The 26,999-nt window shown below is 73.7% G+C and carries 28 protein-coding genes; 13 read left to right on the top strand and 15 right to left on the bottom strand.

The window, feature by feature from the left end; genetic code table 11:
* The first annotated feature begins 5 nt into the window (after window positions 1-5).
* Complete coding sequence (locus ACZ52R_RS26715) at window positions 6-1,061, top strand: SDR family oxidoreductase (RefSeq protein ID WP_465754291.1); 1,056 nt, start codon at window positions 6-8, stop codon at window positions 1,059-1,061.
* A 74-nt stretch (window positions 1,062-1,135) separates the two neighbouring features.
* Here ACZ52R_RS26715 and ACZ52R_RS26710 read toward each other — a convergent pair whose 3' ends face one another.
* From ACZ52R_RS26710 to ACZ52R_RS26700, 3 genes are read right to left on the bottom strand one after another with little or no spacing between them, the layout of a single operon-like run.
* Window positions 1,136-1,528, bottom strand: coding sequence for a hypothetical protein (locus ACZ52R_RS26710; protein WP_465754290.1), 393 nt, complete (start codon window positions 1,526-1,528; stop codon window positions 1,136-1,138).
* 16 nt (window positions 1,529-1,544) lie between these two features.
* The gene (locus tag ACZ52R_RS26705; RefSeq protein ID WP_465754289.1) at window positions 1,545-1,859 is read right to left on the bottom strand and encodes a hypothetical protein; all 315 of its coding nucleotides are present in this window, start codon (window positions 1,857-1,859) and stop codon (window positions 1,545-1,547) included.
* 42 nt (window positions 1,860-1,901) lie between these two features.
* Window positions 1,902-2,132, bottom strand: a complete 231-nt coding sequence (locus tag ACZ52R_RS26700) for a hypothetical protein (RefSeq protein ID WP_360507057.1) — start codon at window positions 2,130-2,132, stop codon at window positions 1,902-1,904.
* Window positions 2,133-2,614: 482 nt separating this feature from the next.
* On the opposite strand from ACZ52R_RS26700, the gene ACZ52R_RS26695 reads away from it, so the two are divergent.
* A complete protein-coding gene (locus ACZ52R_RS26695; RefSeq protein ID WP_465754288.1) occupies window positions 2,615-2,914 on the top strand; it encodes a hypothetical protein in 300 nt (99 codons plus the stop codon).
* Here the strand turns inward: ACZ52R_RS26695 and ACZ52R_RS26690 are convergent.
* From ACZ52R_RS26690 to ACZ52R_RS26680, 3 genes are all read right to left on the bottom strand, one after another.
* On the bottom strand, window positions 2,905-5,085 hold the full coding sequence (locus ACZ52R_RS26690; RefSeq protein WP_465754287.1) for an acyltransferase family protein: 2,181 nt from the start codon (window positions 5,083-5,085) through the stop codon (window positions 2,905-2,907). The two genes, ACZ52R_RS26695 and ACZ52R_RS26690, sit on opposite strands and share 10 nt — an antisense overlap.
* A 138-nt stretch (window positions 5,086-5,223) precedes the next feature.
* Window positions 5,224-6,978 carry a glycosyltransferase family 2 protein gene (locus ACZ52R_RS26685; protein WP_465754286.1) on the bottom strand — a complete coding sequence of 585 codons (1,755 nt, stop codon included), beginning with the start codon at window positions 6,976-6,978 and terminating at the stop codon, window positions 5,224-5,226.
* Between the two features lie 210 nt (window positions 6,979-7,188).
* Window positions 7,189-7,755 carry a GNAT family N-acetyltransferase gene (locus ACZ52R_RS26680; RefSeq protein WP_465663229.1) on the bottom strand — a complete coding sequence of 189 codons (567 nt, stop codon included), beginning with the start codon at window positions 7,753-7,755 and terminating at the stop codon, window positions 7,189-7,191.
* 276 nt (window positions 7,756-8,031) lie between these two features.
* On the opposite strand from ACZ52R_RS26680, the gene ACZ52R_RS26675 reads away from it, so the two are divergent.
* Entirely contained in the window at window positions 8,032-8,949 is a 918-nt protein-coding gene (locus ACZ52R_RS26675) for a lysozyme (RefSeq protein WP_465754285.1), read from the top strand.
* Window positions 8,950-9,058: 109 nt separating this feature from the next.
* Here ACZ52R_RS26675 and ACZ52R_RS26670 read toward each other — a convergent pair whose 3' ends face one another.
* From ACZ52R_RS26670 to ACZ52R_RS26655, 4 genes are all read right to left on the bottom strand, one after another.
* Window positions 9,059-10,747 (bottom strand): S53 family peptidase, encoded by a 1,689-nt coding sequence (locus tag ACZ52R_RS26670; protein WP_465754284.1) that lies wholly within the window; start codon window positions 10,745-10,747, stop codon window positions 9,059-9,061.
* Between the two features lie 204 nt (window positions 10,748-10,951).
* Window positions 10,952-12,787 carry a M1 family metallopeptidase gene (locus tag ACZ52R_RS26665; RefSeq protein WP_465754283.1) on the bottom strand — a complete coding sequence of 612 codons (1,836 nt, stop codon included), beginning with the start codon at window positions 12,785-12,787 and terminating at the stop codon, window positions 10,952-10,954.
* 219 nt (window positions 12,788-13,006) lie between these two features.
* Window positions 13,007-13,378 (bottom strand): hypothetical protein, encoded by a 372-nt coding sequence (locus tag ACZ52R_RS26660; protein WP_465619021.1) that lies wholly within the window; start codon window positions 13,376-13,378, stop codon window positions 13,007-13,009.
* A gap of 81 nt (window positions 13,379-13,459) precedes the next feature.
* Entirely contained in the window at window positions 13,460-14,089 is a 630-nt protein-coding gene (locus ACZ52R_RS26655; RefSeq protein WP_465663225.1) for a maleylpyruvate isomerase N-terminal domain-containing protein, read from the bottom strand.
* Window positions 14,090-14,305: 216 nt separating this feature from the next.
* On the opposite strand from ACZ52R_RS26655, the gene ACZ52R_RS26650 reads away from it, so the two are divergent.
* The 4 genes from ACZ52R_RS26650 (at window position 14,306) to ACZ52R_RS26635 (ending at window position 17,471) form a co-directional block, all read left to right on the top strand.
* A complete protein-coding gene (locus tag ACZ52R_RS26650; RefSeq protein WP_465754282.1) occupies window positions 14,306-14,932 on the top strand; it encodes a LysE family transporter in 627 nt (208 codons plus the stop codon).
* A 247-nt stretch (window positions 14,933-15,179) separates the two neighbouring features.
* Window positions 15,180-15,947, top strand: a complete 768-nt coding sequence (locus ACZ52R_RS26645) for a TetR/AcrR family transcriptional regulator (protein WP_465619017.1) — start codon at window positions 15,180-15,182, stop codon at window positions 15,945-15,947.
* Window positions 15,948-16,052: 105 nt separating this feature from the next.
* Entirely contained in the window at window positions 16,053-16,382 is a 330-nt protein-coding gene (locus ACZ52R_RS26640) for a hypothetical protein (RefSeq protein ID WP_360507021.1), read from the top strand.
* A 15-nt stretch (window positions 16,383-16,397) separates the two neighbouring features.
* The gene (locus ACZ52R_RS26635) at window positions 16,398-17,471 is read left to right on the top strand and encodes a M14 family metallopeptidase (protein ID WP_465619015.1); all 1,074 of its coding nucleotides are present in this window, start codon (window positions 16,398-16,400) and stop codon (window positions 17,469-17,471) included.
* Window positions 17,472-17,572: 101 nt separating this feature from the next.
* Here ACZ52R_RS26635 and ACZ52R_RS26630 read toward each other — a convergent pair whose 3' ends face one another.
* The 4 genes from ACZ52R_RS26630 to ACZ52R_RS26615 form a co-directional block, all read right to left on the bottom strand.
* Window positions 17,573-18,952, bottom strand: a complete 1,380-nt coding sequence (locus ACZ52R_RS26630) for a hypothetical protein (RefSeq protein ID WP_465663223.1) — start codon at window positions 18,950-18,952, stop codon at window positions 17,573-17,575.
* 6 nt (window positions 18,953-18,958) lie between these two features.
* Window positions 18,959-19,738 (bottom strand): hypothetical protein, encoded by a 780-nt coding sequence (locus ACZ52R_RS26625; RefSeq protein WP_465619011.1) that lies wholly within the window; start codon window positions 19,736-19,738, stop codon window positions 18,959-18,961.
* 18 nt (window positions 19,739-19,756) lie between these two features.
* The gene (locus ACZ52R_RS26620) at window positions 19,757-20,020 is read right to left on the bottom strand and encodes an ABC transporter permease (protein ID WP_465619009.1); all 264 of its coding nucleotides are present in this window, start codon (window positions 20,018-20,020) and stop codon (window positions 19,757-19,759) included.
* Between the two features lie 363 nt (window positions 20,021-20,383).
* Window positions 20,384-21,010, bottom strand: a complete 627-nt coding sequence (locus ACZ52R_RS26615) for a TetR/AcrR family transcriptional regulator (RefSeq protein WP_465619007.1) — start codon at window positions 21,008-21,010, stop codon at window positions 20,384-20,386.
* Window positions 21,011-21,168: 158 nt separating this feature from the next.
* On the opposite strand from ACZ52R_RS26615, the gene ACZ52R_RS26610 reads away from it, so the two are divergent.
* From ACZ52R_RS26610 to ACZ52R_RS26595, 4 genes are all read left to right on the top strand, one after another.
* A complete protein-coding gene (locus ACZ52R_RS26610; RefSeq protein WP_465619005.1) occupies window positions 21,169-21,927 on the top strand; it encodes an SDR family oxidoreductase in 759 nt (252 codons plus the stop codon).
* Window positions 21,924-22,712, top strand: coding sequence for an SDR family oxidoreductase (locus tag ACZ52R_RS26605; protein ID WP_465754281.1), 789 nt, complete (start codon window positions 21,924-21,926; stop codon window positions 22,710-22,712). The genes ACZ52R_RS26610 and ACZ52R_RS26605 overlap by 4 nt, the downstream gene beginning before the upstream one ends.
* Window positions 22,709-23,680, top strand: a complete 972-nt coding sequence (locus ACZ52R_RS26600; RefSeq protein WP_465619001.1) for an NADPH:quinone oxidoreductase family protein — start codon at window positions 22,709-22,711, stop codon at window positions 23,678-23,680. The genes ACZ52R_RS26605 and ACZ52R_RS26600 overlap by 4 nt, the downstream gene beginning before the upstream one ends.
* Before the next feature lie 80 nt (window positions 23,681-23,760).
* Window positions 23,761-24,738 (top strand): ADP-ribosylglycohydrolase family protein, encoded by a 978-nt coding sequence (locus ACZ52R_RS26595; protein ID WP_465754280.1) that lies wholly within the window; start codon window positions 23,761-23,763, stop codon window positions 24,736-24,738.
* 194 nt (window positions 24,739-24,932) lie between these two features.
* On the opposite strand, the gene ACZ52R_RS26590 is transcribed toward ACZ52R_RS26595, so the two are convergent.
* Window positions 24,933-25,754, bottom strand: coding sequence for an NAD(P)H-binding protein (locus ACZ52R_RS26590; protein WP_465754279.1), 822 nt, complete (start codon window positions 25,752-25,754; stop codon window positions 24,933-24,935).
* 80 nt (window positions 25,755-25,834) lie between these two features.
* Here ACZ52R_RS26590 and ACZ52R_RS26585 point away from each other — a divergent pair, with 80 nt between their 5' ends.
* Both ACZ52R_RS26585 and ACZ52R_RS26580 read left to right on the top strand, forming a co-directional pair.
* Window positions 25,835-26,248 (top strand): winged helix-turn-helix transcriptional regulator, encoded by a 414-nt coding sequence (locus tag ACZ52R_RS26585; protein ID WP_360506992.1) that lies wholly within the window; start codon window positions 25,835-25,837, stop codon window positions 26,246-26,248.
* 269 nt (window positions 26,249-26,517) lie between these two features.
* Complete coding sequence (locus ACZ52R_RS26580; RefSeq protein ID WP_465754278.1) at window positions 26,518-26,901, top strand: VOC family protein; 384 nt, start codon at window positions 26,518-26,520, stop codon at window positions 26,899-26,901.
* Window positions 26,902-26,999: the final 98 nt, after the last annotated feature.

Below are 26,999 nucleotides of genomic sequence, written 5' to 3'. Positions count from 1 at the left end.
GCCCCATGACGTCCGTCCCGCCGCCCCGCACGCTCGTCCTCGGCGCCACCGGCTTCCTCGGCCGCTGGCTGGTCCTCGAACTCCTCGCCCGCGGCGAACCCGTGGCCGCCACCGCCCGCGACACCGGCCGCGCCGCCGACCTCCGCCGCTGGCTGCGCGCACACCGGGCCGACGACTCGGCGCTCACCACCGTCACCGCCGACCTCACCCGCCCCGGGCTCGGCCTCTCCCCCGAGGACGACGCCCGGCTCGCCGACATCCGCGACGTCCACAACCTCGCCGCCCGCTACGACTTCGGCCTCACCCGCGCCCAGGCCGAACCCGCCAACGTCGACGGCGCCCTGCACGCGCTGCGGTGGTCCGCCACCCGTCCCCGGCTGCGCCGTCTGGTCCACCTCTCCGGCTACCGCGTCGGCCGCGACCCCGACCCCCGGTACCCGCTCCCGGAGCGCGCCACCGCCGCGCTCTACACCCGCCTCGGCGCGTACGAGGCCTCCAAGCAGCTCGGCGACGCCGCCGTCCGCGTCACCGCGCCCCACCTCGGCGTACCGCTCACCACCGTCAACCCGAGCAGCGTCATCGGCCACTCCCGGACCGGCGAAGCCGGCCAGTACCTCGGCCTGGCCCAGCTGGTCCGCCAACTCCACCGCGGCCGCCTCCCCCTGCTGCCCGGCACCCGACGCACCTTCCTGCCCGTCGTCACCGTGGACCACCTGGCGCGCTTCCTGGTCGCCGTCCCCGACCACGACCGCGTCCCCGTCCAGGCCCACACCGTCCTCGACGCCACAACCCCTTTCCTCCCCGACCTGATCACCCTGCTCGCCACCCACCTCGGCGTCCGCCCACCCCGCGCCCTGATCCCCGTCCCCCTCGTCCGCCGCCTCCCCCGCACCCTCACCGGCGCCGACCCGGAAACCCTCACCTTCCTCTCCGCGGACCGGTACGACACCACCTCCGCCGACCGCCTCGCCACCGCAGCGGGCCTCGCCCACCCACCCCTCGCCCCCGCCCTGACCACCTGGGCGACCCGCCTCGTCGAGGAGGACTTCGGCGCACGGTAAAGCGGCACGGGAAGTCGGCCAGGCCGACTTCCCGCGCAGGCCGCCACCGCAGGTCCCGGCCGGTCGTAGGTCCGTCAGTCGAAACGGGGACCGTACGCCTGACGGACGATCGGTCGGATCTCGCCCTCGGCCAGGTCCAGGGGGCCGAATCCCCGCATCTTCACCTCGCGGCCCGTCACCATCCTGGTGAGGTACCCGTGCGAGAGGGGGGCAGGCTCAGGGGGGCCGTCCTCGGCCACGATCCGACCGAGCCAGTCGACCACGGCATCGACCTTCTCCGGCGGTACACCGAGGGCTGCCGCACAGCGCCGCAGGTCCGGCAGGGCGACCTGGTCCGCCCCTTCGGCCCGCTTCGGGTCCGAAGCCGGGGTGTCCGTGTGGACCGTGTTGTTCGCGATCTGCGTCTGGACGGCGAGTTGCTCGGCCGCTTCCCCGTACCCCGCCGTACCGGCCAGGTCGTCGTTCACTGCGCCTCCCGGACGATCACGGCGCCTTCCGGACAAGCACCGCGTCTCCGGCGGCGGCCGCGCCGGCGAAGAAGTCGCGCAGTTCGCGCAGGTCGTGGACGACCCTGGCGGCCACGGATTCGGACCAGGGGGTCGGGTAGCCGAGGTGCGCGGCCGTGCGGGCGAGCACGGTGCCCTGTTGGCGGACGAGTTCGCCGAGGGCGAGTCCGGCGGCGGCCAGCCGGTCGTACCGGACGTCGCGGTCCTGGGGTGCGAGGTCGCCGAGTTCTTCCGGGGAACAGGTGTCCGCGGCCTGGCCGGGCAGGCGGCGCCAGAAGTGATCCACACTCACCCGCTCAGCCTAACGAAGTCCCGACGACCGGGTGGGGACGGTTCAGGCCTCGCCGGGGTGCCAGGCGGGCCATTCCCAGGGACGGTCGGCCCAGTGGACGCGTTGGGGGTCACGCGCGTCGAGGTCCGGGAAGAGCTGGTGGATGCGCGGTTCGAACTCCTCCGGCGCGAGCGGTTCCCAGCCGTGGCCCTCGAAGTGGACGAGGCGGTAGCGGCTGTCGGTCCGGAACTCGGCCACCTCGACCAGGGGTGCGGTCGTGCTGTTGGTCTCCATGACCCCAAGCATGTGGCGCGGTGGCAATCAACGCCCGTTCAGACCCCTCTTCCGGGTCATGTCCCGGCGTCGGCGCGCTCGTTGAGCACGGGAAGGTACGACGGGGGCCGACGGGGGGCCGCTGGAAGGACGAACACATGACTGGGCAGCCCACCGGAGGGCAGTGGCAGTGGCCGCAGAACGCGTGGCAGCCCCCTCCCGTCCCCACGCTTCCCCCGCCGCCGGTGCCCGCTCCCGCCCCGCCGAGGCGCCGCTCGCGCAAGGCGTGGGCGGCCGCGGCGGTCGGGACGGGTGCGGTGCTGGCCTCGGTCCTCGTGATGTGCGGGCCGGGATCGGGCGACGACGTGCGGATGGTGGCGTTGCCGTCGGCCTCGCCCTCCGCCACGGCCCCGGGCTCGCACCTGCCGCCGGTGTCCCCGCCGCCTGCCACGCCCGCGCCTTCTCCGCTGCCGGCCCCGGTCCCGGGGGGCGGTGCGACGGGCATGATGGGCACAACGGGCACGGCGACGGCGGCGACGGCGACGGCGACGGCGACGGCGGCCGATCCGGGGGCGGCGGACGCCCAGCACGGGTCGGCGAGCCCGCACCCGAAGACCGGCCGCAGCCCGCACGCCACCGCCCCGGCCCGGGGTACGTCGGGCGCGCCCGCCCCGACGGTTCCGGGGTCGGGCGCGTCGGTGCCGGGCGTCGGACCGGGCACCATCTGTGACCAGGCCGAACGCGTCGGCCGCTGGCCGGCCGGCTCGGAGCAGGCCCGCCTCTGCCGAGGGGTCTACGGCTGAGCGGCCGGAACACCGGGTACCGCTGCCGCACCAGGCACCCCCGATACACCTGAAACCCCCAGCAGCCCCTTGTCCAGCCGCGGCGCCAGTACCCGCGCCAGCGTGTCGGTGATGTGCCCGGTGTCCCGGTACAGCACCACGCCCTCCAGGACCGCCGGGCAGGAGGTCCCGGTGCCGGGGCAGAGCAGTGGGCCGAGGTCGAGGGCCCGGACGCCGTACCGGGCGGCGAGCCCGCCGTCGAGCAGCGGGTCGGGTTCGAAGGCGGTGTCGCGCGGGAACGAGCAGGCGTCCGAGCGCCCGTCGGAGGCGGCGAGGCAGGTCGGGATGTCCTTGCCGGGCATCGGGGTGTCGCCGAGGTAGGCGAGCGGGGCGCCGAGCGCGGTGAGGCGGTCGAGGGTACGGGTCCAGCCTTCGGTGCGTTCCTCCTGGTTGCCGTAGCGGTTGAGGCCGGCCATCAGGACGAGGCGCGGCTTGGGTCCGGAGGTGAGCCGGGTGAGGGTGTTCTCGCGCCAGCGGTCGCATTCGTCGAAGGTGCGACCGAGCACGTTGTTGCGCACGGTGAGGGTGGCCAGTGGGCAGCCGGGTTTGACGAGGACTTCCAGCGCCCAGTGCCGCTGATCGGCCAGGGCGAGGGCGGCGGAGATCCACTGGCCGGCGTGTGAGTCGCCGAGCAGCACGATCCGGTCGGGGCTGTTGTCGGCGCCGAAGAGGCAGCGCGGGCTGGTGTCGGCGTTGAGCGGGATCTCGCAGCCCTTGCCGGGTGGGAAGTCCTCCCGGGCGCGGGCCAGCGAGGGGGTCAGGGTGAGGACCCGGGTGCCGGGGGCGAGCAGGCCGGGCCCGTCGGCGGCTCCGGCGGGGGCGGCGGTGGGCCCGGTGGTGGCGGCTCCGAGGGCGCGGACGGTGCCGCCGCCGAGGGTGAGCGCGGCGATCAGGGGGATGACGAGGGCGCTCGCGCCGACCGCGAGTCCGCGTCGGGGTGCCGGGCTGCTGCCGTAGCGCAGTGGCTGTTCGACCAGGTGCAGGGTGAGCCAGGCGGGGAGCGCACTGGCGGCGGTGAGCGCGGCCAGGGTGGTCCAGGGCAGCGCGCCGTACCGGGCCTGGGCGATGGTCAGCACCGGCCAGTGCCAGAGGTACCAGGCGTAGGAGAGGCGTCCGGCGGCGCGCAGCGGGCGGGTGGCGAGCAGCCGTCCGGCGTCGACGGCGCGGGGCGAGCCGTGTCCGGCGAGCAGGACGGCGGCGGTACCGAGGACGGGCAGGAGTGCGGCGGAGCCGGGGAACGGCGTACTGCGGTCGTACAGGAGGACCGGCGCGACGACGGCCGCCAGGCCGGCCCAGCCGAGCAGTCGGAGCGACCACCGCACCGGGCGCCGCGCGGTGCGGGAGGCGAGCGCCCCGCCGGCGAGGGCCGCGCAGGCGCCCGCCGCGAACTCCCAGAGCCGGCTGCCGGTGGAGAAGTAGGCGAGCGGCGCCGAGGTCTGTGTCCAGCGCAGGCACAGCACCAGCGAGGTGCCGCCGACGGCGACGGTGGCGAGGGTGATGGCGACGGTGCGGCGCCGCCCGTGCAGGTAGCGGGCGAGGCCGAGCAGCAGGACGCCCCAGAGCAGGTAGAACTGGTTCTCCACACCGAGGGACCAGAAGTGCTGCAGCGGGCTGGGGTCGCGTTCGGCGGCCAGGTAGTCGGTCTGCCGGCCGACGAAGCGCCAGTTGGCGAACTGGCCGGCGGCGGCGATCAGGTCGCGGGCGAGGTCGGTGCCGCGCAGCGGGTCGAGCAGGGCGCCGCCGGCGGCGGCGGTGGCGACCAGGACGGTGGCGGCGGCGGGCAGGATGCGCCGGGCGCGGCGGGCGGCGAAGTCCCACAGGCCGAGCGGGCGGCTGGTCAGCAGGCCGGTGATGAGGAAGCCGGAGATGACGAAGAAGATGTCGACGCCGACGTAGCCGCCGGTCAGGCCGGGGACGGCGGCGTGGAAGCCGAGGACGGAGAGCACGGCGATGCCGCGCAGCCCCTCGATGTCAGGGCGGAAGGCGGTGCGCCGGCGGGATTGCCCGCTCTCGGCGACGGTGGCGCCCTTCGGGACGGCGACCTCCCGGTCCACCCGGACGAGGTCGGGCAGCAGGTCGGAGGAGCCGACGGCGGATGATGACGAGGCGGACGGTGGGACGGCCGTGGACACGGCGGCGCTCCTTGCAGGGCTGGCAGCGGTGGTCGGGGCCGCCGGGCCGTTGGGGCGGCCGGGCGGAGTCCGCGCCGGTGGGGCGACGCGCAAGGAAACTCAGGGGGTGGAGCAGGGAATTGACGGAGTCTCAGAAGATCAGAAGATCAGCGGATCGGCCCAGCCCGACGCCAGCAGCCCACAGAGCAGCAGCACGGCGGTGACGGCGACGGCCTCGGCGCGTCCGAACCCGAGCTCGGAGCGGCTGCGTGCGGGGGCGACGACCTCGCCGACGGTGGCACCCTTGCCACCGTTCGCTCCGCCCGCCACCTTCGCACCGTTCAGGAGCGGCCACAGGGACCGGATCAGCGGGATCATGGTGTACGCGGTGAGCGCGAGCAGGGCGGTGAGCGCCCAGTACGGCCGCCAGCCGTGCAGCAGCGCGGCCCGGACCAGTCCGGCGGCGCCGGCAAGGACGACGAACCCGAGCCAGCCGACCCCGATCCGGGCGACCGCGCGGGCGAGTGAACTGCCGCCCGACACGGCGCCGGTGGGCACCCAGTCGGCGGAGCGGCGGCGCAGCGCGTGGGCGATGGCGACCACGTGGCAGAGCCCGCCGAGGAGTTGGACCCGGGTGACCTCGAAGCGCCAGCGGGTGCGGGACATCGCGGGCAGCAGCACGAGGGCGACCCAGATCGGCGGCAGGAAGGGGAGCACCTGCCAGGGTTCGATCTCCTCGGGCCGGAAGAACAGCATGATCAGGGCGGGCAACGGCACGGCGAAGACGTTCACCGCGCTGGTGAGGTAGCCGAGGATGCCGTTCCAGAAGCAGAGCCGGGCGGAGCGGGAGAGCGGTCCGCGGCGGAAGTCCGGGTCGCGGACGAGGGCCAGGGAGCCGAGGCACCAGCGGTACTGCTGGCTGATGAAGGCGGGCAGGCCGGTGGGCGACATGCCCTTGGCGACCAGCGCGGGCACGTAGCGGGTGGCCCAGCCGGCGCGGGCGAGGGCGAGGCCGGTGTAGAGGTCCTCGCTGTGGTCGATCTCGGCGAAGCCGCCGATCCGCTGCAGGGCGGCGCGGCGGTAGAGGGCGTTGGTGCCGCAGCAGACGGTGCCGTCCTGCGCGTCCCGGGAGGGCTGGATCCAGCGGTAGAAGATCTCCTGGGTGGCTCCCGCGGCGCGTTCGAGCCAGGACATGTTCGCGTCCGTGTCGAAGCACTGCGGGCTCTGCACGATGCCGACCCCGGGGTTGTCGAGGTAGGGCACCAGGTGGTGCAGGAAGTCGGGGCGGGGGCAGAAGTCGGCGTCCAGGACGGCGATGATCTCGCCGGTGCCCTCGGCCAGGCCGTGGTTGAGGTTGCCGGCCTTCTTGAAGCGGCCGCGGTCGGGGCGGGCGCGGTACTGGAAGCCGTAGGACTCGGCGAGTTCGCGCACCTCGGGGCGGTCCGCGTCGTCGAGGACCAGGACGGTCAGCTCGCCGGGCCACCGGACGGCGGCGGTGTGCCGGTAGGCGTTGTCGAGGACGGCCGACGGTTCGCCGGCGGTGGGCAGCAGCAGGTCCACGCTCGGGTGGCGGGCGGGCTGCCAGGCGCGCAGCAGCAGGTCGTGCGAGTCGCGGGTGAAGCGGCGGGCTCGCTGGCCGTCGGTGAGCGAGAGCAGCCAGGTGACCGCGTTGAGCACGGTGAGCAGCAGGAAGGGCCAGAGCAGCGGCTTGCTGAGGGCGAACAGGCCGAGCGTGGCGGTGGCTCCCGCGTAGGAGAGGGTGGCGCAGAGCAGCACCCAGCGGCGCTGCGGGCCGAAGTACCAGTAGAGCTCCTCGTCGTCGGGCGGGTCGGGCAGGCGCGGGTCGGGGTCCGCGGGTGTCCGGCGCGGACCGGCGTCGGGTGCGGGCATGGCGGTGCCATGGAGTACGGGCATGCGGAAATGGCCCCCCTGGGCATCGGACGGAACGTGGCCGTTCGACCTCAGCCTCTCACATTGGCCTAGACCAATCATGAACGAGGTATGACATCTCCGCATCGCCCCTGCTCAGTGACTTGACGCCGCATCACCTGCGGAATCCGGTCGACGCGCCTGAACCGAACCCCGAGGACGGCCCGTTGACCAGGCCGCGAGCGCGGCCCCGCGTCAGGCGGTCTTCAGCTCCTTGACCAGGTGCTCGAACCGCAGGTCCGGCCGCAGCGGGATGCCGAAGCGCTCGTCGCCGTAGGGGAACGGGCTGAACTCCCCGGTCCGGCGGAAGCCGCGCCGCTCGTACCAGGCGATCAGCTCGGCGCGCTGCTCGATCACCGTCATCTCCATCGCGCCGACGCCCCACTCCTCGCCGGCCAGCCGCTCGGCCTCGGCCAGCACGGCCCGGCCGACCCCGCCGCCCTGCTGGCCGGGGCGCACCGAGAACATCCCGAAGTACGCCCGGTCGCCGCGCCGCTCCAGCTGGCAGCAGGCGAGCAGCTCGCCGTCACGCTCGGCCAGCAGCACCAGCCCCTCGGGGTGGCCGACGGCCTCGGCGACGGCCTCGGGGTTGGTCCGCCGCCCGGCCAGCAGATCGGCCTCGGTGGTCCACCCGGCCCGGCTGGAGTCGCCCCGGTAGGCGGATTCGACCAGCTCCACGAGGGCCGGGACGTCGGCGGGCGTGGCGGCCCTGAAAGCGGGCTCCCCGACGGGCCGGGCGGTGTCGGTGGCGGTCTCGGTCATGGCTGGTCCTTCCTCCGTACTGGGGTGCCGCCCGTGCCGGCCGGCCCGCGGGCATCGTGTCACAGCGTGCGGGCCGTCCCCGGGCCCGGGATCGGCAGAACCGGCAACGTGCGTTGCCGGTGGTGGCGATCCGGCACCTGTGACGCCGGTTCAGAAATGTGTTCCAAGATGCCTGGCGGCACTGGCGGGGACATGGCTACTCTGCGGTACGGCCGCGCCAACACCCGGCCGCACCGGGCCATTTGGGCCATCCCGCACCGGATCAGAGGAGTGCTCATGCCTCGCTCTTCCCGCTCCGCCCGCACCACTGGCACCGCCCACACTGCCCGCACCACCGGCACCACCGGCACCACCCCCCGCCGCCGGCTGCCCGCGGTGGCCGCGCTCGCCGCCGCCACCGCCCTGGTCGCGGGCGTGGCCGCCCCGGCGTACGCGGCCGAGCCCGCCCCGGTCGCCCCCGTCGTCGAGGGCCACCCCGCCTTCCACCCGGACCGCGACTTCGCCGGCTCCACCGTCGCCGCCCACGAGGGCCGCGGCGCCACCGCGCCGCTCGCCTCCCTCGCCGTCACGCAGACCCCCGGGCTGGACGTCGCCAGCTACCAGGGCAACGTCAACTGGTCCTCGGTCGCCGCCAACGGCGCCAAGTTCGCCTACGTCAAGGCCACCGAGGGCACCGGCTACACCAACCCGTATTTCGCCCAGCAGTACAACGGCTCCTACAACGCCGGCCTGATCCGCGGCGCCTACCACTTCGCGCTGCCGAACTCCTCCTCCGGCGCCACCCAGGCCGCCTACTTCGTGAACCACGGCGGCGGCTGGTCCGCCGACGGCAGGACCCTGCCGCCCGCCCTGGACATCGAGTACAACCCCTACGGCGCCACCTGCTACGGCCTCGGCCAGAGCGCCATGGTCAGCTGGATCCGCGACTTCAGCAACACCGTGCACTCCCGCACCGGCCGCTACCCCACCATCTACACCACCACCAACTGGTGGACCCAGTGCACCGGCAACTACGGCGGCTTCGGCGCCACCAACCCGCTCTGGGTAGCCCGCTACGCCTCCACCGTCGGCACCCTGCCGAACGGCTGGGGCTACCAGACCTTCTGGCAGTTCGCGGACTCCGGCACCTTCCCCGGTGACCAGAACTACTTCAACGGCGCGGCCGACCGCCTCCGGGCCCTCGCCCTGGGCTGAGGCACCCGTGCCGGTGCGGGGCGCCGCAGCGCGCCCCGCACCGGCCGGAGTCGAGCCGAAGAGCCACCGGGCCCAAGCGGCCACCGAGGAGGTCGCCGGACCGAGGAGGTCACAGGGCCTTGAGGCCGTCCAGGAGCTGCCGGCCGCCGGGGCTGCCGAGGCCGGTGCACGGGTCCCAGCCGGGCCCGGAGGCGTACGCGCCGTTGCTGCCCCGGGTGACGTCCCGCAGGACCTTCGTCGCGAACTTCCCGTACAGCAGCGGGTTGAGGAAGCCGACCTGCGCGGAACCGGGCAGGGCCTGGTTGACCCGGGCGAGCAGGGCGGACCACATCGGGGCGGCGGCGCTGGTGCCGCCGGTCTGGTGGAAGTTCACACCGTCCACGCTCGGGACGACCACACCGGTCTCCGGGTCGGCGAGGGCGGCCACGTCCGGGACCCCGCGTCCCCGCCGGTGCAGCGGGTTGACCGAGGGCGGCACGTTGACGTGGTCCTGGTACGGCGGCACCGGGAAGATCGCGCTGACGCCGCCGCCCGTACGTCGGCCCGGACCGTCGTCCCAGACGGTCTCGCTGGCGACCTGCCCCTGGCGCACCACCAGCCGGGTGCCGCCGACGGCGAGGACGTGCGGGTCGGAGGAGGGGTAGTCGGCGTGGGCGCGCTCGTCGTCGGCCTGGTCGCGGGAGCCGTCGTCGCCCGAGGCGCAGCAGATGCTGATGTTCCTCTCCGCCGCGCTCGCGAAGGCCCCGTCGATCCGGTCGACCGCGCCGGCGGTGAACAGGCTTGCGGCGACCAGCTCGGGGTTGCCGTAGCTGCAGGAGATCACCGTGGGCCGGTTGTCGGTGTCGTTGACGATCCGGGTGATCACGTCGACCCAGCCGCGCTCGGTGAACTTCGTGAAGTACACGACGATCTTCGCCTTGGGGGCGAGAGCGCCCACCACCGCGAGGTCGAGCATGATCTCGCCGGTGGTGTCCGGCGTGTCGAAGTCGGCGTCCTGGCCCGGATCGTTGCCGGGGCTTCCGACGTTCGGGATCACCACGTCGGTGATGTCCGGCATCGGCTGGTGCAGGACGTCGACGAAGTAGTTCCGCAGGGCGTCGAGCGAGTAGCCCCCGGAGGGGACGCCCGGCGCGGTGTCCCCGTTGAAGGCGAGTACGGCGATGCACTGCCCGGTCCCGTCGGTGCCCTCGGGGTAGGCGTACGGGGCCTGCAGAGCCGGCGGGAGGAAGGCGCCCGGCCGGACCACCGGGGCGGCGTGGGCCACCGGGGTCGCCTCGGCGGTCCGGCGGATCAGCAGGCGGGAGCCGATCGGCCGGTCGTCCAGGCCGAACACTCCGGTGACGATGCCCTGCAGCTGGGCGGGCACGTAGACCTGGCCCTCCCGGCCGCGGTAGACCCGGGGCTTGCCCTGGGCGTCCTGGAAGCGGTAGCGGGCGAGGGTGACCCGGAAGGCGTCGGCGATGTCCTCGGTGGTGCCGGTCAGGTCGACGCTGCGGGCCAGCGGGTCCTCGTCGGAGAGGGCGAGGCGGTGCTCGGCGGCGAACGCCTCGAGCGTCTTGCGGTCGGTGTCGCTCCACCGGTGGGTGGCGGCGTACTCGTCGTCGGTGGGCACCGTGCGACGGGTCGGCGGTTGGAGCGCCAGCTCGTACACGTCCGGGCGCGGGGGCGCGCCGGGGTCGCGTCGCAGGTAGACGGTGACGGTGAGGGGGGTTCGTGGGTCGGCCGGTCCGATGACCCGCGCTCCGCCGAGCGGAACGCGGGAGCTGTCCGGCAGCGCCACGTAGTGGGTGCTCGACATGATCGCTCCAGCGGTCGGGGTCAGCGCCGGGAGCTCGCGACGGTGGGTCGTGCGCTTTCGACTGTCCGTATACGGCACACGTTTATGTCGTACACGTACAGCGTCCCGCCGGTCCCGCGCGGCGTCAACCCGCGTGGCGTCGAGCGCACCGCCCCCGGCCGGGACCGGGGGCGGTGCGGGCGATCGGCGGATGGGCGCTGCCGCTCAGCCGTCGATGCGGTGCTGGCTCCAGAAGGAGGTCAGGTCCACGGTGGTGGCGGCCTGCGCCGCGGCCTTGAACTCCGCGGTGGTGGACACGCCGTACCAGTGCGACTGCGCGTAGTTGCGCAGCAGCGTGGTCATCGCGCTGTCGCCGATCGTCCGGCGCAGGTCGTGCAGGGCGCACTTGCCGTAGTCGTAGACGACCGTGGCGTAGCGGGAGGAGTTGGCGTCCCAGTAGGCCATCGAGTTGGTGATCTTCTCCGCCGACGAGGCCCAGGAGACGCTGTTCCAGCAGCCGTTGCCGGTCTTTCCGAGGGCGAGGTCGGTGGCGTAGTCGGTGAAGGCCTCGTCCAGCCAGGGCCCGTTGTACTCGTCGTCGCCGACGATGCCGTACCACCACTGGTGGCCGATCTCGTGGGTGAGCGCCGTGGTGCTGACCAGGTCGAGGACGAAGCCCGGGTACTCCATGCCGCCGAACCAGAAGCTGTTGTCGATCACCGCGTCCAGTTCGCCGTACGGGTAGGCGCCGAAGCGCTGGGCGTGGGCGTCGACGGCCGAGGTCGCGGTGGAGAGCATCGACCTGGCGTCCGCGCTGCTGATCCCCGCCACCGAGTAGACGTTGACCTTGATCCCGGCCGCCGAGGTGCCGGAGATCCTGGTGAACGGCCCGGCGCCCCAGGCGAAGTCGCGCACCTTGCTCGCGGTCGCCTTGGTGACGGTCCGGCCGGCCGCGCCGGGGGTGTCCACCGAGGTGCCGGTCGCGGGCACCAGCAGGCTCGTCGGGTGGTCCAGGGTGACGGTGAAGTCGGAGGCCACCGAGTAGAAGGACTCACCGTTGTTGGTGTACGGGTCGAGGTGCCAGCCGGCCGCGTCCCGGATCGCCAGGACGGGCAGGGCGTTGCCGAGGAAGTTGTACGCGCCGTCGTGGCCGAAGCGGTCCGCGCCGCTCGGCACGGTGATGCCGAGGTCGAAGCCGACGGTGCCGCTCTGGCCCTGCGCGAGCGGCGCCGGCAGGGTGATCTTGAGCGCCGTGCAGTTCACCGTGAGCGGGGAGGGCGTGCCGCCGGCCACGTTGGTCACCGTGATCGGGGTGCTGGGGCAGCTGCCGTGGGCGTTGTCCCACAGCCGCAGGTACACCTCGGTCAGCGGGGTGGGCGAGGCGTTGGTGAAGCTCACGCTCTCGTGCCCGGTCCAACTGCCGCCGGAGGCGTCACTGGTGAGGCTGACGGTGTAGCCGGGCGCGGCCGGGGTGCGGGTCGGGTCGCCGGGCTGGGGTGGGGTGGTACCGCCGGAGGCGTCCAGGGTGACGTCGTCCAGCACGAAGCTGGTCTGCAGGCTGGAGTCCTCGACCCCGGTGAAGGAGAGCGTCCCGGTCTGGCCCGCGAGGGCGGAGACGTCGACGGTCTTGTGCACGTACCCGCTCTGGGCGTCCAGGTTGGAGTAGGTGGCCAGGGTGGTGGAGCCCAGCTTGACGGACAGTTTGTCGTAGGCGGTGCTGGTGGTCGTCTCGGCGGTGTCGATGTGCAGCCAGAACCCGAGCGTCGCGGTGCCGCACCCGGCGGGGAGGGTAACGGACTGCGAGAGCGTGTCGGTGTGGGTGGAGCCGTAGCCGTCGAGCCAGGCGTAGGAGCCGCCGGAGTGCGCGCTCTGGCCGCTGTCGGCGGTGATCGCGCCGCTCGGTGCCGTCCAGGGCGAACTGCCGGACTCGAAACCGCCGTTGGCCACCACCTGGGCGGGTGTGCAGTCGGCGGCGCTCGCCACATTGGGGGTGGCGAGCGCCGTGAGGCCGGCCGCCGCGAACAGGGCGGCGCCGGTCAGGGCATGCAGGAGTCTTCTCATCGGAACCTCTCATGGGGGAGCGGGCCGGGAGGAGCAGCGTGACAGCAAACGCGTGCCGTTGAAAGGCTCATGACACCAGGTGAGACGGGAACGGGCCCCGACCAGGCCCGGAGCGAGACCGGTGCCGAACCCCGAGCGGGACCCCGAGCGGGACCGCCGCGGGCTCGGCACCAGCCCAGCACCGGCTCAGCACGGACTCAGCACCGGCTCAGCACCGGCTCAGCGCGGGTCGACCAGCTCCGGGGCGAAGACCGTGCCGAGCGGCTCCGGACCGATGTACTGCTGGCAGTTGCAGGGCCGCGCCTCGTACTGCAGCGGGCGGCGATCCGCGTCCCAGGCGGTCGGGGCCTCGACGACCTCGTGGCAGCGGCCCTGCTTGTCGTGCTTGGCCAGGTGGTGGGTGCAGCCGCAGACCGGCTCCGGCGGCCGGTTCCCCGCCTCGAGGGCCGCGTGCTGCCGCTCGGTGGCGGCGAGCAGCTCCATCTTTCGCTCGTGCCGCACCTTCAGTGCCTTCCGGGCGTCCTTGACGATCCATCCGCTGCCGTACAGGACGGCGGGCAGCACCCACCACAAGTTGAAGACCTGGTCCATTGACTCTCCCCCGATCGGGCCGGTTCCGGCCGCTGATCATACTGCTGACCAGGGCTTACCGCCCCCGCCGGAAGGGCCGCCTCAGCGGATGACCGGCAGCACCGGCTGCACGCTGCGCCCGGTCGCCGCCTCGATGAAGGCCACCGGGTCGGCGACCTCCGCCAGCAGGGCACGGGTCGCGCGCAGGGCCGCGTCGGCGGGCGGCGGGCCGCCGACGGCCGCGATCAGGTCGAGCAGGTGAACGGTCGCCTCCATCAACGCCACCTCGCCGAGCGCGCCGACCGTCACGCTGCCGAGCAGCGGGTGCGCCACCGTCGCGCTCGGCGGCAGGTCGTCGAGCGCGGCCAGGGCGGCCGGGCCCTCGACCCCGAACCGGGCGAGCAGCAGCGCGGGTTCGGTCTGCCCGGCCGCCTGCTTCGCCGCGTCGGCGATCTGCCCGGCGGCGGTGTGCGCGAGGCCACCGGGCCGGTTGTAGGCGCGCAGGATCCCGGCGCCGGTGGTGATCTCGGCCGGCCCGTCGAGGACGGCCGTGCGCAGCCCGGTGAACATCTCCGGCACCGGCGCCGTGTGTGTGTACAGCTCCCGGACGGTCCACTCGGGCAGCCGGGTCGGCCGGTCCCAGTCCTCGGCGCTCAGGGCCGCGCCGCGCTCCGCCCAGGAGGCCCAGGCCTCCGCCAACATCGCGCGCACCGGGTCGTTCTGACTGATCATCGGTTCTCCTCGGGGCAGTGGCTGCGAAACAGGGGCTGGGGACGGCCCCACGCTACCCGGCACCCCCGAAAACCACTTGCCGCCCCCGGGCCCCGGCCACCACGATCGGCGCATGACCGACTCCGCCGCCCGCCCGCTGTCCGTGACCGCCGCCGCCCGCCCGGCCGTGGTCCGACAGCAGCCCGGCCGCCCCCGGAGGCCCGACGCCGCACGCGCGTGAGGGCCGCGCTGGTCGCGGGCCTGCTCGCCGGGTACGGCGTCGCCGTCCCGGTGGGGGCTGTCGGGGCCTACCTGGTCGCGCTCACCGCACGGACCTCGCTGCGCACCGGCGCCTGCGCCGCCCTCGGCGTGGCCGCCGCGGACGGGCTGTACGCGCTCCTCGCGGCGGCCGGGGGCGGCGGTCTCGCACCGCTGCTGGAACCGGTCGCCCGGCCGCTGCGGATCGGCTCCGCCCTGGTCCTGCTGGCCCTGGCCGCCCGGACGACCCACACCGCGCTCCGTCACCGTACCGGGGCAGCCGCGACGCCCGAGCCGGCGCCGCCCGCCCCCGCCCGGGCCTTCCTCACCCTGCTCGGGATCACCCTGCTGAACCCGCTGACCGTGCTCTACTTCGCCGCCCTGATCCTCGGCGGCGGGGGCCGGGACGACGCGACCTCCGGCACCCTCGCCCGGGCGGTGTTCGTGGCCGCCGCGTTCGCCGCCTCGGCGAGCTGGCAGCTGCTGCTCGCCTCGGGCGGCGCACTGCTGGGCCGTGCGCTGACCGGTCCGCGCGGCCGACTACTCACCGCACTCGGCTCCTCCGCCCTGGTGGCCTGGCTCGCGGTCCGGCTGCTGGTCGGCTGACCAGCGGAATCGCCGGAGCGGCGGAGCGGCGGAGCAGCACCCGTTACGCCCGATTCATACCTTGTATCCTGGTTCTGTATCCGCTGAGTGACATCCGCTGCAGAGGGATCCGCTGAGCGACATCCGCTGATTGACATCCGCCGCGGAGAGATCCGCCGAGAGAGATCCGCCGCAGAGCCCCCGCCGGTCCGCCCGACCGGCTCGGGCACGGCCGACGACGTTGGCACCGACCCCGAGGAGCGCGGACATGGTTGAGCGGAACGACACCGAGAAGCGGGGGCGGCTGAGCCGCCCGCTGGTGCTCGACGCCGCCGTGGCCCTGGTCGACCGCGAGGGCCTGGCCGCGCTGACCATGCGCCGGCTGGCCACCGAACTGGGCGTCGAGTCGATGGCCCTGTACCGCTACACGCCGGGCAAGGAGGCCCTGCTCGACGGCCTGATCGAGGCCTACTTCACCGAGGTCAACGCCCGGCTGCGGACCAGCGCCGCGAGCGGCCCGCGCGAGCCCGAGCGGCACCGGCCCGAGCGGCGTCGGCCCGAGCAGCGCCTGGCCGTGTGGCGGCTGGAACTGCGCCGGATCGCCCGGTCCTTCGCCGCCGCGGCGCACGCCCACCCCGAGATCCTGCCGCTGGTCGCGACCCGCCCGCTGGCCGTCCCGATGGCGCGGCGGCCCGCGCCGGTGCTCGAACTCACCGAGCACATCCTCGCCGTGCTCGGGCGGGCCGGCTTCGACGACGCGACCGCGCTGACCGTCTACCGCGCCTTCGTGGCCTGGAACCTCGGCTGCCTGCTGGTGGACAAGCGCCAGGTGGTCGACAACCCGGAGGAGCCGGACCCTGCCCTGCGGCTCGGCCTGCACCGGCTGCCCGCCGCCGAGTACCCGCGGCTGCGCGCCCTGGTGCCCCGCTTCGCCGACTTCGACGACGAGGGCGAGATGCTCAGCGGCCTGGACAGCCTGCTGGACGGGATGCCGCAGCCACCCCTTGACGCGTTCTACGGCGGCGACGCATCCTGAGGATACGAGGTACACGTCGGACATATCCGCTCATATCGGCGCCGTCGGGCGGGCCGCCAGAGACCGCTCCGGCCACGCTTCGACGGCGCCCGGAAGAAGTCCCCCATGTCCGCCGTTCCGAACGAACCACTCCACGATGACATCCTGCGCCTGCGCGTCACCGCCAGGGACCCGGAGACCCTGCGCGCGCTGCTCCGCGACACCCGACCCGACACCGGTGGACGCCCGCACGTCGAGGCGGACGGCCGCGTCGGCATCGACGTCTACGCCACGGCCGACCAGGTCCCGGCCCTCGAACGCGAGGGCATCACGGTCACCCGGACCGGCAACGCCAGCGAGGCCGGGCGCGCCGCCCAGGCCGAGGTCGGCAGCGGCGACCGGTTCGCCCCCGCCGACGCCGTCCCGCGCGGCCTGGCCGCCAAGCTCGCCGGCTGACCCGGGAGGCCCGCCATGCCGTACCTGAACGTCACCGAGGTCGAATCCGCCGTGACCAGCCTGGCCACCGCCTACCCCGGGCTCACCCAGCTCATCACCCTGCCCGACCAAACCTACGAGAACCGCACCGCCCACGCCCTGAAGATCGGCGGCCCCGCCCCCTTCCCCAAGCCGTGCCTGATGATGATCGGCGGTGTCCACGCCCGCGAATGGGGCAGCTGCGAGATCCTCATCCACCTCGCCGCCGACCTGCTGGAGGCCCAGCGGGACGGCACCGGCCTCGGCTACGGCGACACCGCCTTCACCGCCGACCAGGTGCAGGCCCTGCTCCGGCGCCTCGACCTGGTGCTCTTCCCGCTGGTCAACCCCGACGGCCGGCACTACAGCCAGACCGTCAAGTCGATGTGGCGCAAGAACCGCAACCCGGCCAACGCCGGCATCAACCCGCGCCCGGCCTGCATCGGCGTCGACATCAACCGCAACTACGACTTCCTCTTCGACTTCGCCACCGCCTTCGACCCGAACGCCAACCCCCAGGTGTCGGCCGACCCCTGCGACCCGATGGTCTACGCCGGCCCGACCGCGTTCTCCGAGCCGGAGACCCGCAACGTCCGCTGGCTGCTCGAGCAGTTCCCCCGGACCAGGTGGTTCGTCGACGTGCACAGCTACTCGCAGGACATGCTCTACAACTGGGGCGACGACGACAACCAGTCGATCGACCCCGACATGAACTTCCGCAACTCCCAGTACGACCACAAGCGCGGACTGCCCGACGACGACGCGTACGCGGAGTACATCCCCAAGACCGACCTCGACAGCGCCGTGCTGCTCGCCGACGCGTTCTGCCATGGCGTCCAGGGCGTGCGCGGCCTGACGTACAAGGCGATCACCGGCTTCCACCTGTACCCGACCAGCGGCACCAGTGACGACTACGTCTACTCCCGCCACTTCGTCGAACCCGACCGGGGCAAGGTGCTCGGCTTCACCGTCGAGTGGGGCACCGAGTTCCACCCGCCGTGGGCGGAGATGGAAAAGATCGTCCTCGACGTGGACGCCGGGCTGCTGCAGTTCTGCCTGGCCGCGACCTGAACGACCCCGAGCCGGACGACCCCCAACGACCCCCAGCCACAGTGCCCGACAGCAGGGCGCCCGCCACGACCGACCGTGGCGGGCGCCTTGGGTGTGCGTGCTCAGGCGGCCCGGTGGAAGAAGAACGGGTCGATGGACGGCGGGACGCGGGACACGCCGTCGAGGTTGAGCAGTTGGTGGGTGGTGAAGTTGGCGTTGCGCAGGTACGTCACGCCGACCGGGAAGTTGGCGAGGTCCGGCGTGTTGTTGCCGGCGAAGATTCCGTAGAAGTCCTTTCCGACCGTGACCATCCGGATGTAGTCACCGAGGTACGGCAGCTGAGCGCCCGCTGACGGGACGTCGCCGGGAGCCTGGTGCAGCACGTGGCTGTCCACCGTCTTGAAACCGTCGTCGGTCAACTCCAGCACCGTCGACCACTGGTTGTGGGCCAGTTCCTGGTGGACCAGCCCGACCAGGCCGTCGGAGTTCACCGCCAACGACGGGTTCTTGCCGTTGATGATGTCCTTGCGCGGCGCGGTCCAGGTCTGTCCCCGGTCCGCCGAGTGGCGGACGTGCAGGACGTAGTCGGTGGGGGCGTTTCCGCCGACGTTGTCGCAGAAGGCGACCCACACGCTGTTGGAGTCCGTGGGATCGACCGCGATGGACAGGTCCGCGCCGGTGCGCTCCTGGCCCAGCGTCCGCAGTTGCGAGTTGAACCGGACCTTCCGGCCGGTGACCACCCGCTGGCCCATCTCGCCGTCGACCGAGTCCAGCAGGTCCTCGAACGGGTTCGGTCCGATACCACCCTTGTCGTCGCGGGTCACCACGACGTCGAAGGTGAAGATGTCCCCCGGGCTGGTGCCGGTCACGCTCTGGAACGCGATGTACACCGTGCCGTCCGGGTGCGTGGCGATCCGGACCGGCGGCCCGTCGAAAAGCGTACCGGGGCGCCGGTCGAGCCGGACCGGCGCGAACCCGGCCGGGCGCGGCCCGGTACCCGCGTCGCTGGACACGTCCACCGTGGCGGACCCGGCCGGTTGGGAGGCGTCGTTGTTGCCGACGTACACCCGGTCGGTGCTGTGGTTGTTCACCGCGACGGTGGTGGCGACCACCCAGGGCTGGTCCTCGTCGGTCCGGTCGACGAGCACGGACATCGGGGTGGCCGCGGTGATTCTCGGCGCGCGCAGGATCTGCATGTCGCCGGTCACGCCGTTGAGGATGCCCGTGTAGAGCTTGCCGCCCTGCGAGCCGAAGCCGACGCTGATGTCCCCGGTGCCGAGGTCCCCGTTGCCCGGGACGACGCTGTTCAGCACCCAGGTGTTCCCACCGTCGGCCGAGACGTAGACCGGGGCGAGCGGACCGCCCATCGGGTCGGGGGTGAAGGCGGTCGCGACCATCTCGTTCGGGTTCTCCGGGTTGACCGCGAGGCTGGGTTCACTGTCCAGGAGCCGGTCGCCGCTCAGCGCCTTGGGGGTGATGTTGACGACCTTGATGGTGGGCATGTCGGCTCACCTTCCTTCCCGCAGTACGGCGAGCTTCTGCGCCGGCTGGCGGTCGTCGCGGTCGAGCAGCCGGAACGGCGCCTCCGCGGCCAGTTCGCTGCCCTTCTCCGTCGCGTGCAGGAGCCACAGGGCCTCCTGCCCGGCTTCCGGCTTGGGCACATCGCGCCAGCGGACGTCCACACTGCTCGGGTAGAGGACGGTGGTCCGCCCGGGGGAGAGCTCGCCGCGATGGACGATCGAGACGTCGAGGGCGGCACGCCACCAGTGCGGCGCGTGCTCGGAGTAGGCCTCCTTTCCGAGGTCCTCCAGCCCGACCACCCTGGCGACCACCACGGCGTCGGCCACGGCGGCGTGCGCGACGATGTCCTCGTTCCGGATCCTGCGCTGCACCGACGAGAACGGCATCTCGTCGGCGGTGGTCGCGGCGAGCGCGATGTGGGACTGGACGGCCGCTGCGGGCAGCCGGCCGATCTCGGTGACACCCAGGCCTTCGCCGTAGACCAGGCCCTGGGTGAAGAACGCGGCCGTGTCACCGACCTTGAGCAGATCGGCGTCGGGCGCCAGTTGGACGGTGACCTCGCTGCCCGCGAGCTGCCGGAAGGCGTCGGGCGCGTGCAGCACCTCGTCCACCTTCACCACCGCCGTCCGTTCGTTGCGGTCCTCGACCGGAACGGCCGCCAGGGACGTACCGCCGACCCTGGTCACGGTGCCGCGGAAACTGAGCGGGGCCTGCCGGACGAGTGCGGTCAGCTGGTCGTGCTCGGCAGTCGATGTTGCGTCAGTCATGACGATCTCCCTCCCCCCTCATCGCGCGGCGCGGACCGAGGAAGGGTGCGCCCGGCGCCACTCGATCCGCGCGCCGAGCAGGCAGGCGGCGGTGACGGCGGCCGCGAGCGCGACCACGAGCCACTCCGCCGCGCCGCTGCCGGCGTCCGGGTCGATGCCGAGGAGCGTCTCGATCCACTGCGGCCACACCAGGGTGAGCAGGAACAACAGTCCGGACAGCCCGCCGAGGGCCGTCTCCAGCCAGAAGCGGGGCCGGACCGGATTCGATTGTCGGAAGGGCATCACTGCGCCTCCCCTTCTCCAACCGCCCGGGCCGCGCCGCGACGCAGTGCGCGCCGTTCCCGTGCCGCCGCACCGTGGCGGCGGCACGGGCCGGCCGGGCCGGCCCGGGTCGGGGGTCGCTCCCCTCGGCGCCGCCGGTCGGGGGCGCGGTCGCCGTGGGAGATGGGTTGCTTCGATCCGCAGTGTCGGGCTGCGGTGGGAGTGCGTCGGGGAGGGCTCGCGGTGTGACGCTGCGTGCCGCTCCCAGCGCTGTACGCCTACGAGGCACACGTACTTCGTATACGAGTCTGCGCGCCGCGCCCGGCCAGGTCAAGGGCGGGGCGGGGCGGGGCGGGGTCGGGCAGTCGGCGGACGGGGCTCGGGTCAGATCCGGGCGCCGAGCATCCGCAGCACCAACTCACCGTAGCGGCGGCCGAGTTCCTCGGGCGTCTCGGTCGAGCGGTCGGTGTACCAGCGGGAGACGTCGATGCCCAGCGAGGTGACCGCGCGGGCCGCCGTCCGCACCTCCGAGACCTGGAACTCGCCGGCCGCCGCGCCCGCCTCGATCAGTGCGCTGACCTCGCGCTCGATGTCCAGCCGCAGTGCGGCGACCACCGCGTAGGCGTCCTCGGGCAGCGCGTGCAGCTCGTAGTTGACCACGCGGCCGACCGTCCGGGCCCGGGCGTGCCAGGCGGTGAACTGCTCGACCAGTCGCCGCATCCGCACCGCCGGGCCGCCCTCGCCGACCACCGCGTCCCGGACCAGGGCCAGCGTGGCGGCGTGCCCGGCCTGGCTGATCTCGGCCAGCAGCGCGGCCTTCGACTGGTAGTGGATGTACAGCGCGGCCGGGCTCATCCCGGCGGCGGTGGCGATGTCCCGGGTGGTGGTGGCGTGGAAGCCGCGCTCCGCGAACGACTCGACGGCCGCCTGGAGCAGCCGGTACGCCGCTTCGGGGCGGGTATCGGCGCCGGGCAGGGTCGGCCAGAGGTCGGCCATCGGGGTGCTGGTCATGGCGTCATCCTCCCAGAGAACCCACACGGGGACTCGCACAAACTTTCCCACCGGCCGGGTCGGCGGGCTGTTGACAGGCTCCCGCACCGACACCATGCTGAGCAAGCGCTTAGTCAGCGATGGTAAGCCGGATCCTCGCACGAAAGGCAGGACGCTCCGTGGTGCACTCCTTCAAGGGCCGGGTGGCCGTCGTCACCGGATCGAGCCGGGGCATCGGCCTCGGCATCGCGCGCGAACTGGTCGACCGCGGCGCCAAGGTCTGCCTCACCGCCCGCAACCCCGAGCCGCTGGCCGAGGCCGTCCAGGACCTGGGCGGCCCGGAGAACGCCATCGCCGTCGCGGGCAAGGCCGACGACCCGGCCCACCAGGAGGAGGCGATCGCCCGCACCCTGGAGGCCTTCGGCCGACTCGACCACCTGGTCAACAACACCGGCATCAACCCGGTCTACGGGCCGGTCCTGGACACCGACGAGGACGCCGCCGCCAAGATCATCGCCGTCAACGTGCTCGGCCCGCTGGCCTGGACGCGCCGCGCACACGCCGCGTGGATGGGCGAGCACGGCGGCTCGATCGTCAACGTCGCCTCGATCGCCGGCATCCGCGCCTCCGCCGGGATCGGCATGTACGGCGTCAGCAAGGCCGCGCTGATCCGGCTCACCGTCGAACTCGGCGCCGAGCTGGGCCCGCAGGGCATCCGGGTCAACGCCGTCGCACCCGCCGTGGTCAAGACCAGGTTCGCCGAGGCGCTGTACGAGGGCCGCGAGGAGCAGGTCGCCGCCGCCTACCCGCTCGGCCGGCTCGGCGTCCCCGAGGACGTCGCGGGCGCGGTCGCCTTCCTGCTCTCCCCGGACGCCGGCTGGATCACCGGCCAGACCCTGGTCGTCGACGGCGGGGTCACGCTCGGTGGCGGGCTGTGACGGCCGGGGCGTTCCACGACCAGGGCGTCGTGGTCACCGGCGCCGGGCGGGGCATCGGCGCCGCGCTGGCCCGGGCCTTCGCCGCAGCCGGGGCCCGGGTGGTGGTCAACGACCTCGACGCCGAGGCCGCCCATGCCGTCGCCGAGGACTGCGGCGGCACCGCCCTGCCCGGGGACGCCGCCTCCGCCACCGGCCTCGCCACGCTCGTGGACCGGGCCCGCGCGGCCCTCGGCGAGATCGACGTGTGGTGCGCCAACGCGGGCGTCGCCCCGGTCGGCGGGGCCGACGCGCCGGCCGCCGCCTGGGCCAGCGCCTGGGAGGTCAACGTGCTCGCCCACGTCCGGGCCGCCGAACTGCTGCTCCCCCGCTGGCTGGAACGCGGCGAGGGCCGCTTCCTGTCCACCGTCTCCGCCGCCGGGCTGCTCACCATGCTCGGCTCGGCCCCGTACGCCGTCAGCAAGCACGGCGCGCTCGCCTTCGCCGAGTGGCTCTCCGCGACCTACCGCCACCGGGGCGTACGGGTGCACGCGCTCTGCCCGCAGGGCGTGCGCACCGACATGCTCGCCTCCACCGGGGCGGTCGGCGAGGCCCTGCTCGCGCCGACCGCGCTGGACCCCGAGGACGTCGCCGAGGCGGCCCTGGCCTGGCTGCTCGAGGACCGCTTCCTGATCCTGCCGCACCCCGACGTCGCCGAGTACTACCGGGTCCGGGCCACCGAACCGGACTGCTGGATCGCCGGGATGAACCGGCTCCAGCAGGGACTGGAGAGGAGTGAGGCACTGTGAGGGCCTGGCAGGTGGGAGAGCTCGGTGAGCCGGCCGCGGTGCTGCGGCTCGTCGAGGACGTGCCGCGACCGGTGCCGGGCCCGGGGCAGCTGCTGGTCCGGGTGCGGGCCGCCGCCGTCAACTTCCCGGACGCGCTGATGGTGCGCGGGCAGTACCAGGTGCGCCCGCCGCTGCCGTTCACGCCCGGAGTGGAGCTGTGCGGCGAGGTCGCGGACGGGCCGAGGCAGGGCGAACGGCTGATCGGCAACCCGGTGCTGCCGCACGGCGCCTTCGCCGAGTACGCGCTGCTGGACGCCGCCGCCGCCTTCCCGGCACCCGAGGCGCTGGACGACGCCGAAGCCTCGGCACTGCACATCGGCTACCAGACCGCGTGGTTCGCTCTGCACCGCCGGGCCCGGCTGCGCTCCGGCGAGACGCTGCTGGTGCACGCGGCGGCCGGCGGCGTCGGCAGCGCGGCCGTCCAGCTCGGCCGGGCCGCCGGGGCCAGGGTGATCGCGGTGGTCGGCGGGCCGTCGAAAGCGGAGGCCGCGCGGGCGCTCGGCGCCGACCTGGTCGTGGACCGGAAGGCCGAGGACTTCGTCACCGCCGTCAAGGAGGCCACCGGCGGGCGCGGCGCCGACGTGGTCTTCGACCCGGTCGGCGGCGACGCCTACACCGGCTCCACCCGGTGCGTCGCCTTCGAGGGCCGGATCGTGGTGGTCGGCTTCGCCGCCGGGCAGATCCCGGCGCCGGGGCTCAACCACGCGCTGGTGAAGAACTACGCGATCCTCGGCCTGCACTGGGGCCTCTACAACACCCACGACCCGCGCGCCGTCCGCGCCGCGCACGACGAGCTCACCAAGCTCGCCGAGCAGGGCACGGTCCGCCCCCTGGTGAGCGCCCGGGTGCCGCTGGCCGGGGCCGCGGACGCCGTCCAGCGGGTCGCCGACGGGCTGAGCACGGGCCGGATCGCCGTCCTGGGCGACTGACCCCGGCCCGCGCGGGCGGAACCGGCTGCCCGGCCGGTAATCCGGCTGCGCGGGCACCACGGCCCTGCCAGGATGCCGGGATGACATCCTTTTCCGCCGCTCGCGACTCATTGGAGGGCCTGGCCCTCGGGGACGGATTCGGGGAGCGCTGGTTCCCCCTCTTCCGGTCGCCCCAGGAGGCGTTCGAGCAGATCCGGGCCCGGCACACGCCGGAGGAAGGGCCCTGGCACTGGACCGACGACACCGCGATGGCGCTGTCGGTGTACGGGATCCTGACCGCCTTCGACGCGGTCCACCAGGAGCGGCTCGCCCAGGCCTTCGGGGCCTCCTACCGGGCGGACTCGGGCCGCGGCTACGGGCACGGCATGCACCTGCTGCTGCCCAAGCTGGCCGAGGCGCCCGGGAGTTGGCGCACCGAGGCGCGGGAGCTGTTCGACGGCCAGGGCAGCCTCGGCAACGGCGCGGCGATGCGGGTGGCCCCGCTGGGCGCCTGGTTCCACGACGACCTGGACGAGGCGGCGGAGCAGGCGGCGCTGTCCGCCGAGGTCACCCACGCGCACCCGGAGGGCGTCGCCGGGGCGGTGGCCGTCGCCCTGGCGGCAGCCCTCGCCGCGCGCGGCCGCTCCGGGCCCTCGCCCGCCCCCGCCGGCTCCCCCGCACCCGCTCCCGCTCTCGCCCTCACCGGCGCCGAACTGCTCACCGAGGTCGCCGAGCGCACACCGGCCGGCGAGGTCCGCGACGGGCTGCACCGGGCCGCCGGGCTGTCCGCCGGCACCGAGCCGTGGCGGGCGGCCGACCTGCTGGGCAACGGGCAGCAGATCCGGGCGGGCGACACCGTCCCCTTCGCGCTGTGGTCCGCCGCGCACCACCTGGACAGCCTGACCGACGCCCTGTGGACCACCGCCGAGGGCCTGGGCGACGTGGACACCACCTGCGCCATCACCGGCGGTGTGGTCGCCGCCCGCACCGGCCTCGCCGACGTACCGCAGGAGTGGCTGGCCTGCCGCGAACCGCTTCCCGACTGGGTCGCCAAGGCCGAGGTGGAGGACACTGTCTGACGCTCCATCGGGTCGGAGTCCGGTCCTGGGCCCAGTCGGCCGGGACCGGGCTCCGGGCTGATGCCGCACACCTCGCGCCTCGCTTCTCGCGCCTCGCTTCTCGCTTCTCGCTTCTCGCTTCTCGACGGCGATCCGGAACCGACGGCGATCCGGGACCGGCGGTGTGACGACAGACCGTGACCGCCCGAGCGGCCTCATCGCCCGGCGGCGATGACCTCCAGGGCCGGGCGGGGCGGGCGGCCGAGCAGGGTCGCGAGGTCGCCCGGCTTGCCCGGCCCGGCCAGGAAGCCGTGGGCGATCGCCGAGTAGGTGGCCACCACCATCGGCACCTGGAAGTCCAGCGCGTCCGAGGCCGCCACCGCCGTACGGGCTTCGGCCAGTCGGCCCGGCCGGTACTCGGCGCCGAGCGCCTCGGCCACCTCCGCACCGCCCAACGCCCGCTCCCCCACCAGCTCGTACGTCCGGCCGGTGTGCTCCTCCGGCGCCAGAGCCACGTTCACCGCCGCTTCGGCGAGGTCGGCGCGGGCCACGGCCGCCAGCTTCCCGTCCCCGAGCGGCGCGGTGATCACCCCGTCCGGGTCCGGTGCGGCGACCGCGGCCAGCAACTCCGCGTACAGCCCGTTGCGCAGCACCGTCCAGCGCAGGGATGCCGACTCGCGCAGCCGCCGCTCGGTCCAGCGGTGGGCGAGGGCGAACGGCAGGTGGTCGCCGTCGCCCGACAGGCTGGTGTAGACCACCTGCCCGACGCCCGCCTGCTCCGCCGCCTCGATCGCCGCGCCGTGCCGGGCGATCACCACATCGTCCTCGGCGGCGCCGGCCGAGATCAGCAGCAGGGTCCGTACCCCGGCGAAGGCCTCGGCCAAGGTGTCCGGGCGATCGAAGTCCACCAGCCGGGCGGGTGTGCCGCCCGGCGCCTTCTCGGGAGTGCGGGAGCCGGCCACGACCCCTTCCCGTCCGGCGAGGCGCTCCAGCACGAGGGCGCCCAGACCTCCGTTGACACCGGTGACGAGCAGCATGGGTTCCTCCAGGGGTGATCGGCGGTCGGCGACGTGACCATTCTCGATAGCCTGGGCGTTCGGCATAAGGAGGCACTTTCATGTCAGCAGGGCACAGCGCGGTAACCACCCCCCGCCCGGTGGTCTGGTGCGAGGACGGCGTGGACTGCGGGATCCGCGACCTGCTGGACCGTCTGGGCGACAAGTGGTCGGTCCTCACCGTCGTCGAACTCGCCCAGGGCGTACGGCGGTTCCGTGAGCTGCAGCGCGCGCTGCCGGGGATCTCGCAGCGCATGCTGACCCTGACGGTGCGCCGCCTGGAGCGGGACGGCCTGGTGTCACGGACCGTCCACCCGACCGTCCCGCCGCAGGTGGAGTACGAGCTGACGCCGCTCGGCCACAGCCTGACCCACCTGGTCCGGGCGATGGCGGACTGGTCCTACGGCCACCACGACGCGATCGTCGCCTCCCGTCGCGACTGGGACGAGGCCAATCCGGGCTCGGAGATCCGGTAGGACCTGCGCCGGGCCTCGCCCCTCGCGCGCCACGGTGCCGGTCGGCGGGGCCGCTCAGCAGTGCCAATCAGCGGGCCAGGGCCCGGGCGCCGTGCCGTTCCCGTCAGCTGTGGCGGCCTGGTCGGCCGGGTCCGTCGTGTCATCCTCACGGCTGCTGAACGCGATGGGCGACGCACCGGGTTGCCTGCTGAGCGAAAGAATTTTACGGCGGGACGGAACGAGCAGGAACCCGGTGGCGTCCGGGGTGGAAATCGGGAAGGCTCACCCGCATGGTCTCAGTACTGCAGAACGTGGCGATCGACTGTGCGGATGCCTACGAGCTGGCCCGGTTCTGGAGCAGGGTGACCGGCCGGCCGCTGCATCCGGAGGACGAACCGGGTGTTCCGGAGGCTCAGGTGATGCTGGCGGACGGCCCGGTCCTGTACTTCAACCAGGTGCCCGAGGCCAAGACGGTCAAGAACCGGATCCATCTGTGCCTGCGCCCGGAGACCTCGCGTGAGCAGGAGGTGGACCGGCTGCTGGGCCTCGGCGCCACCTTCGTCAGCGATCACCGGAATCCCGATGGCTCCGGTTGGGCGATCCTCGCCGATCCCGAGGGCAACGAATTCTGCGTTCTGCGCAGCGCGTCCGACCGGGCCGCCACGACGTCCTGACCTTGCTGGGGCCGTGCTGACGTTGCCGGGCCGTCCTGACGTTTCCCCGACCGTCCTGGCCGGCCCGGCTGTCCCGGCTGTCCCGGCCGGCCTGACGG

Source organism: Kitasatospora sp. NPDC034023, from assembly GCF_055575795.1.
The sequence above is the reverse complement of the archived record's forward strand: the minus strand, read 5'-3'. Positions and strand labels throughout refer to the sequence as shown.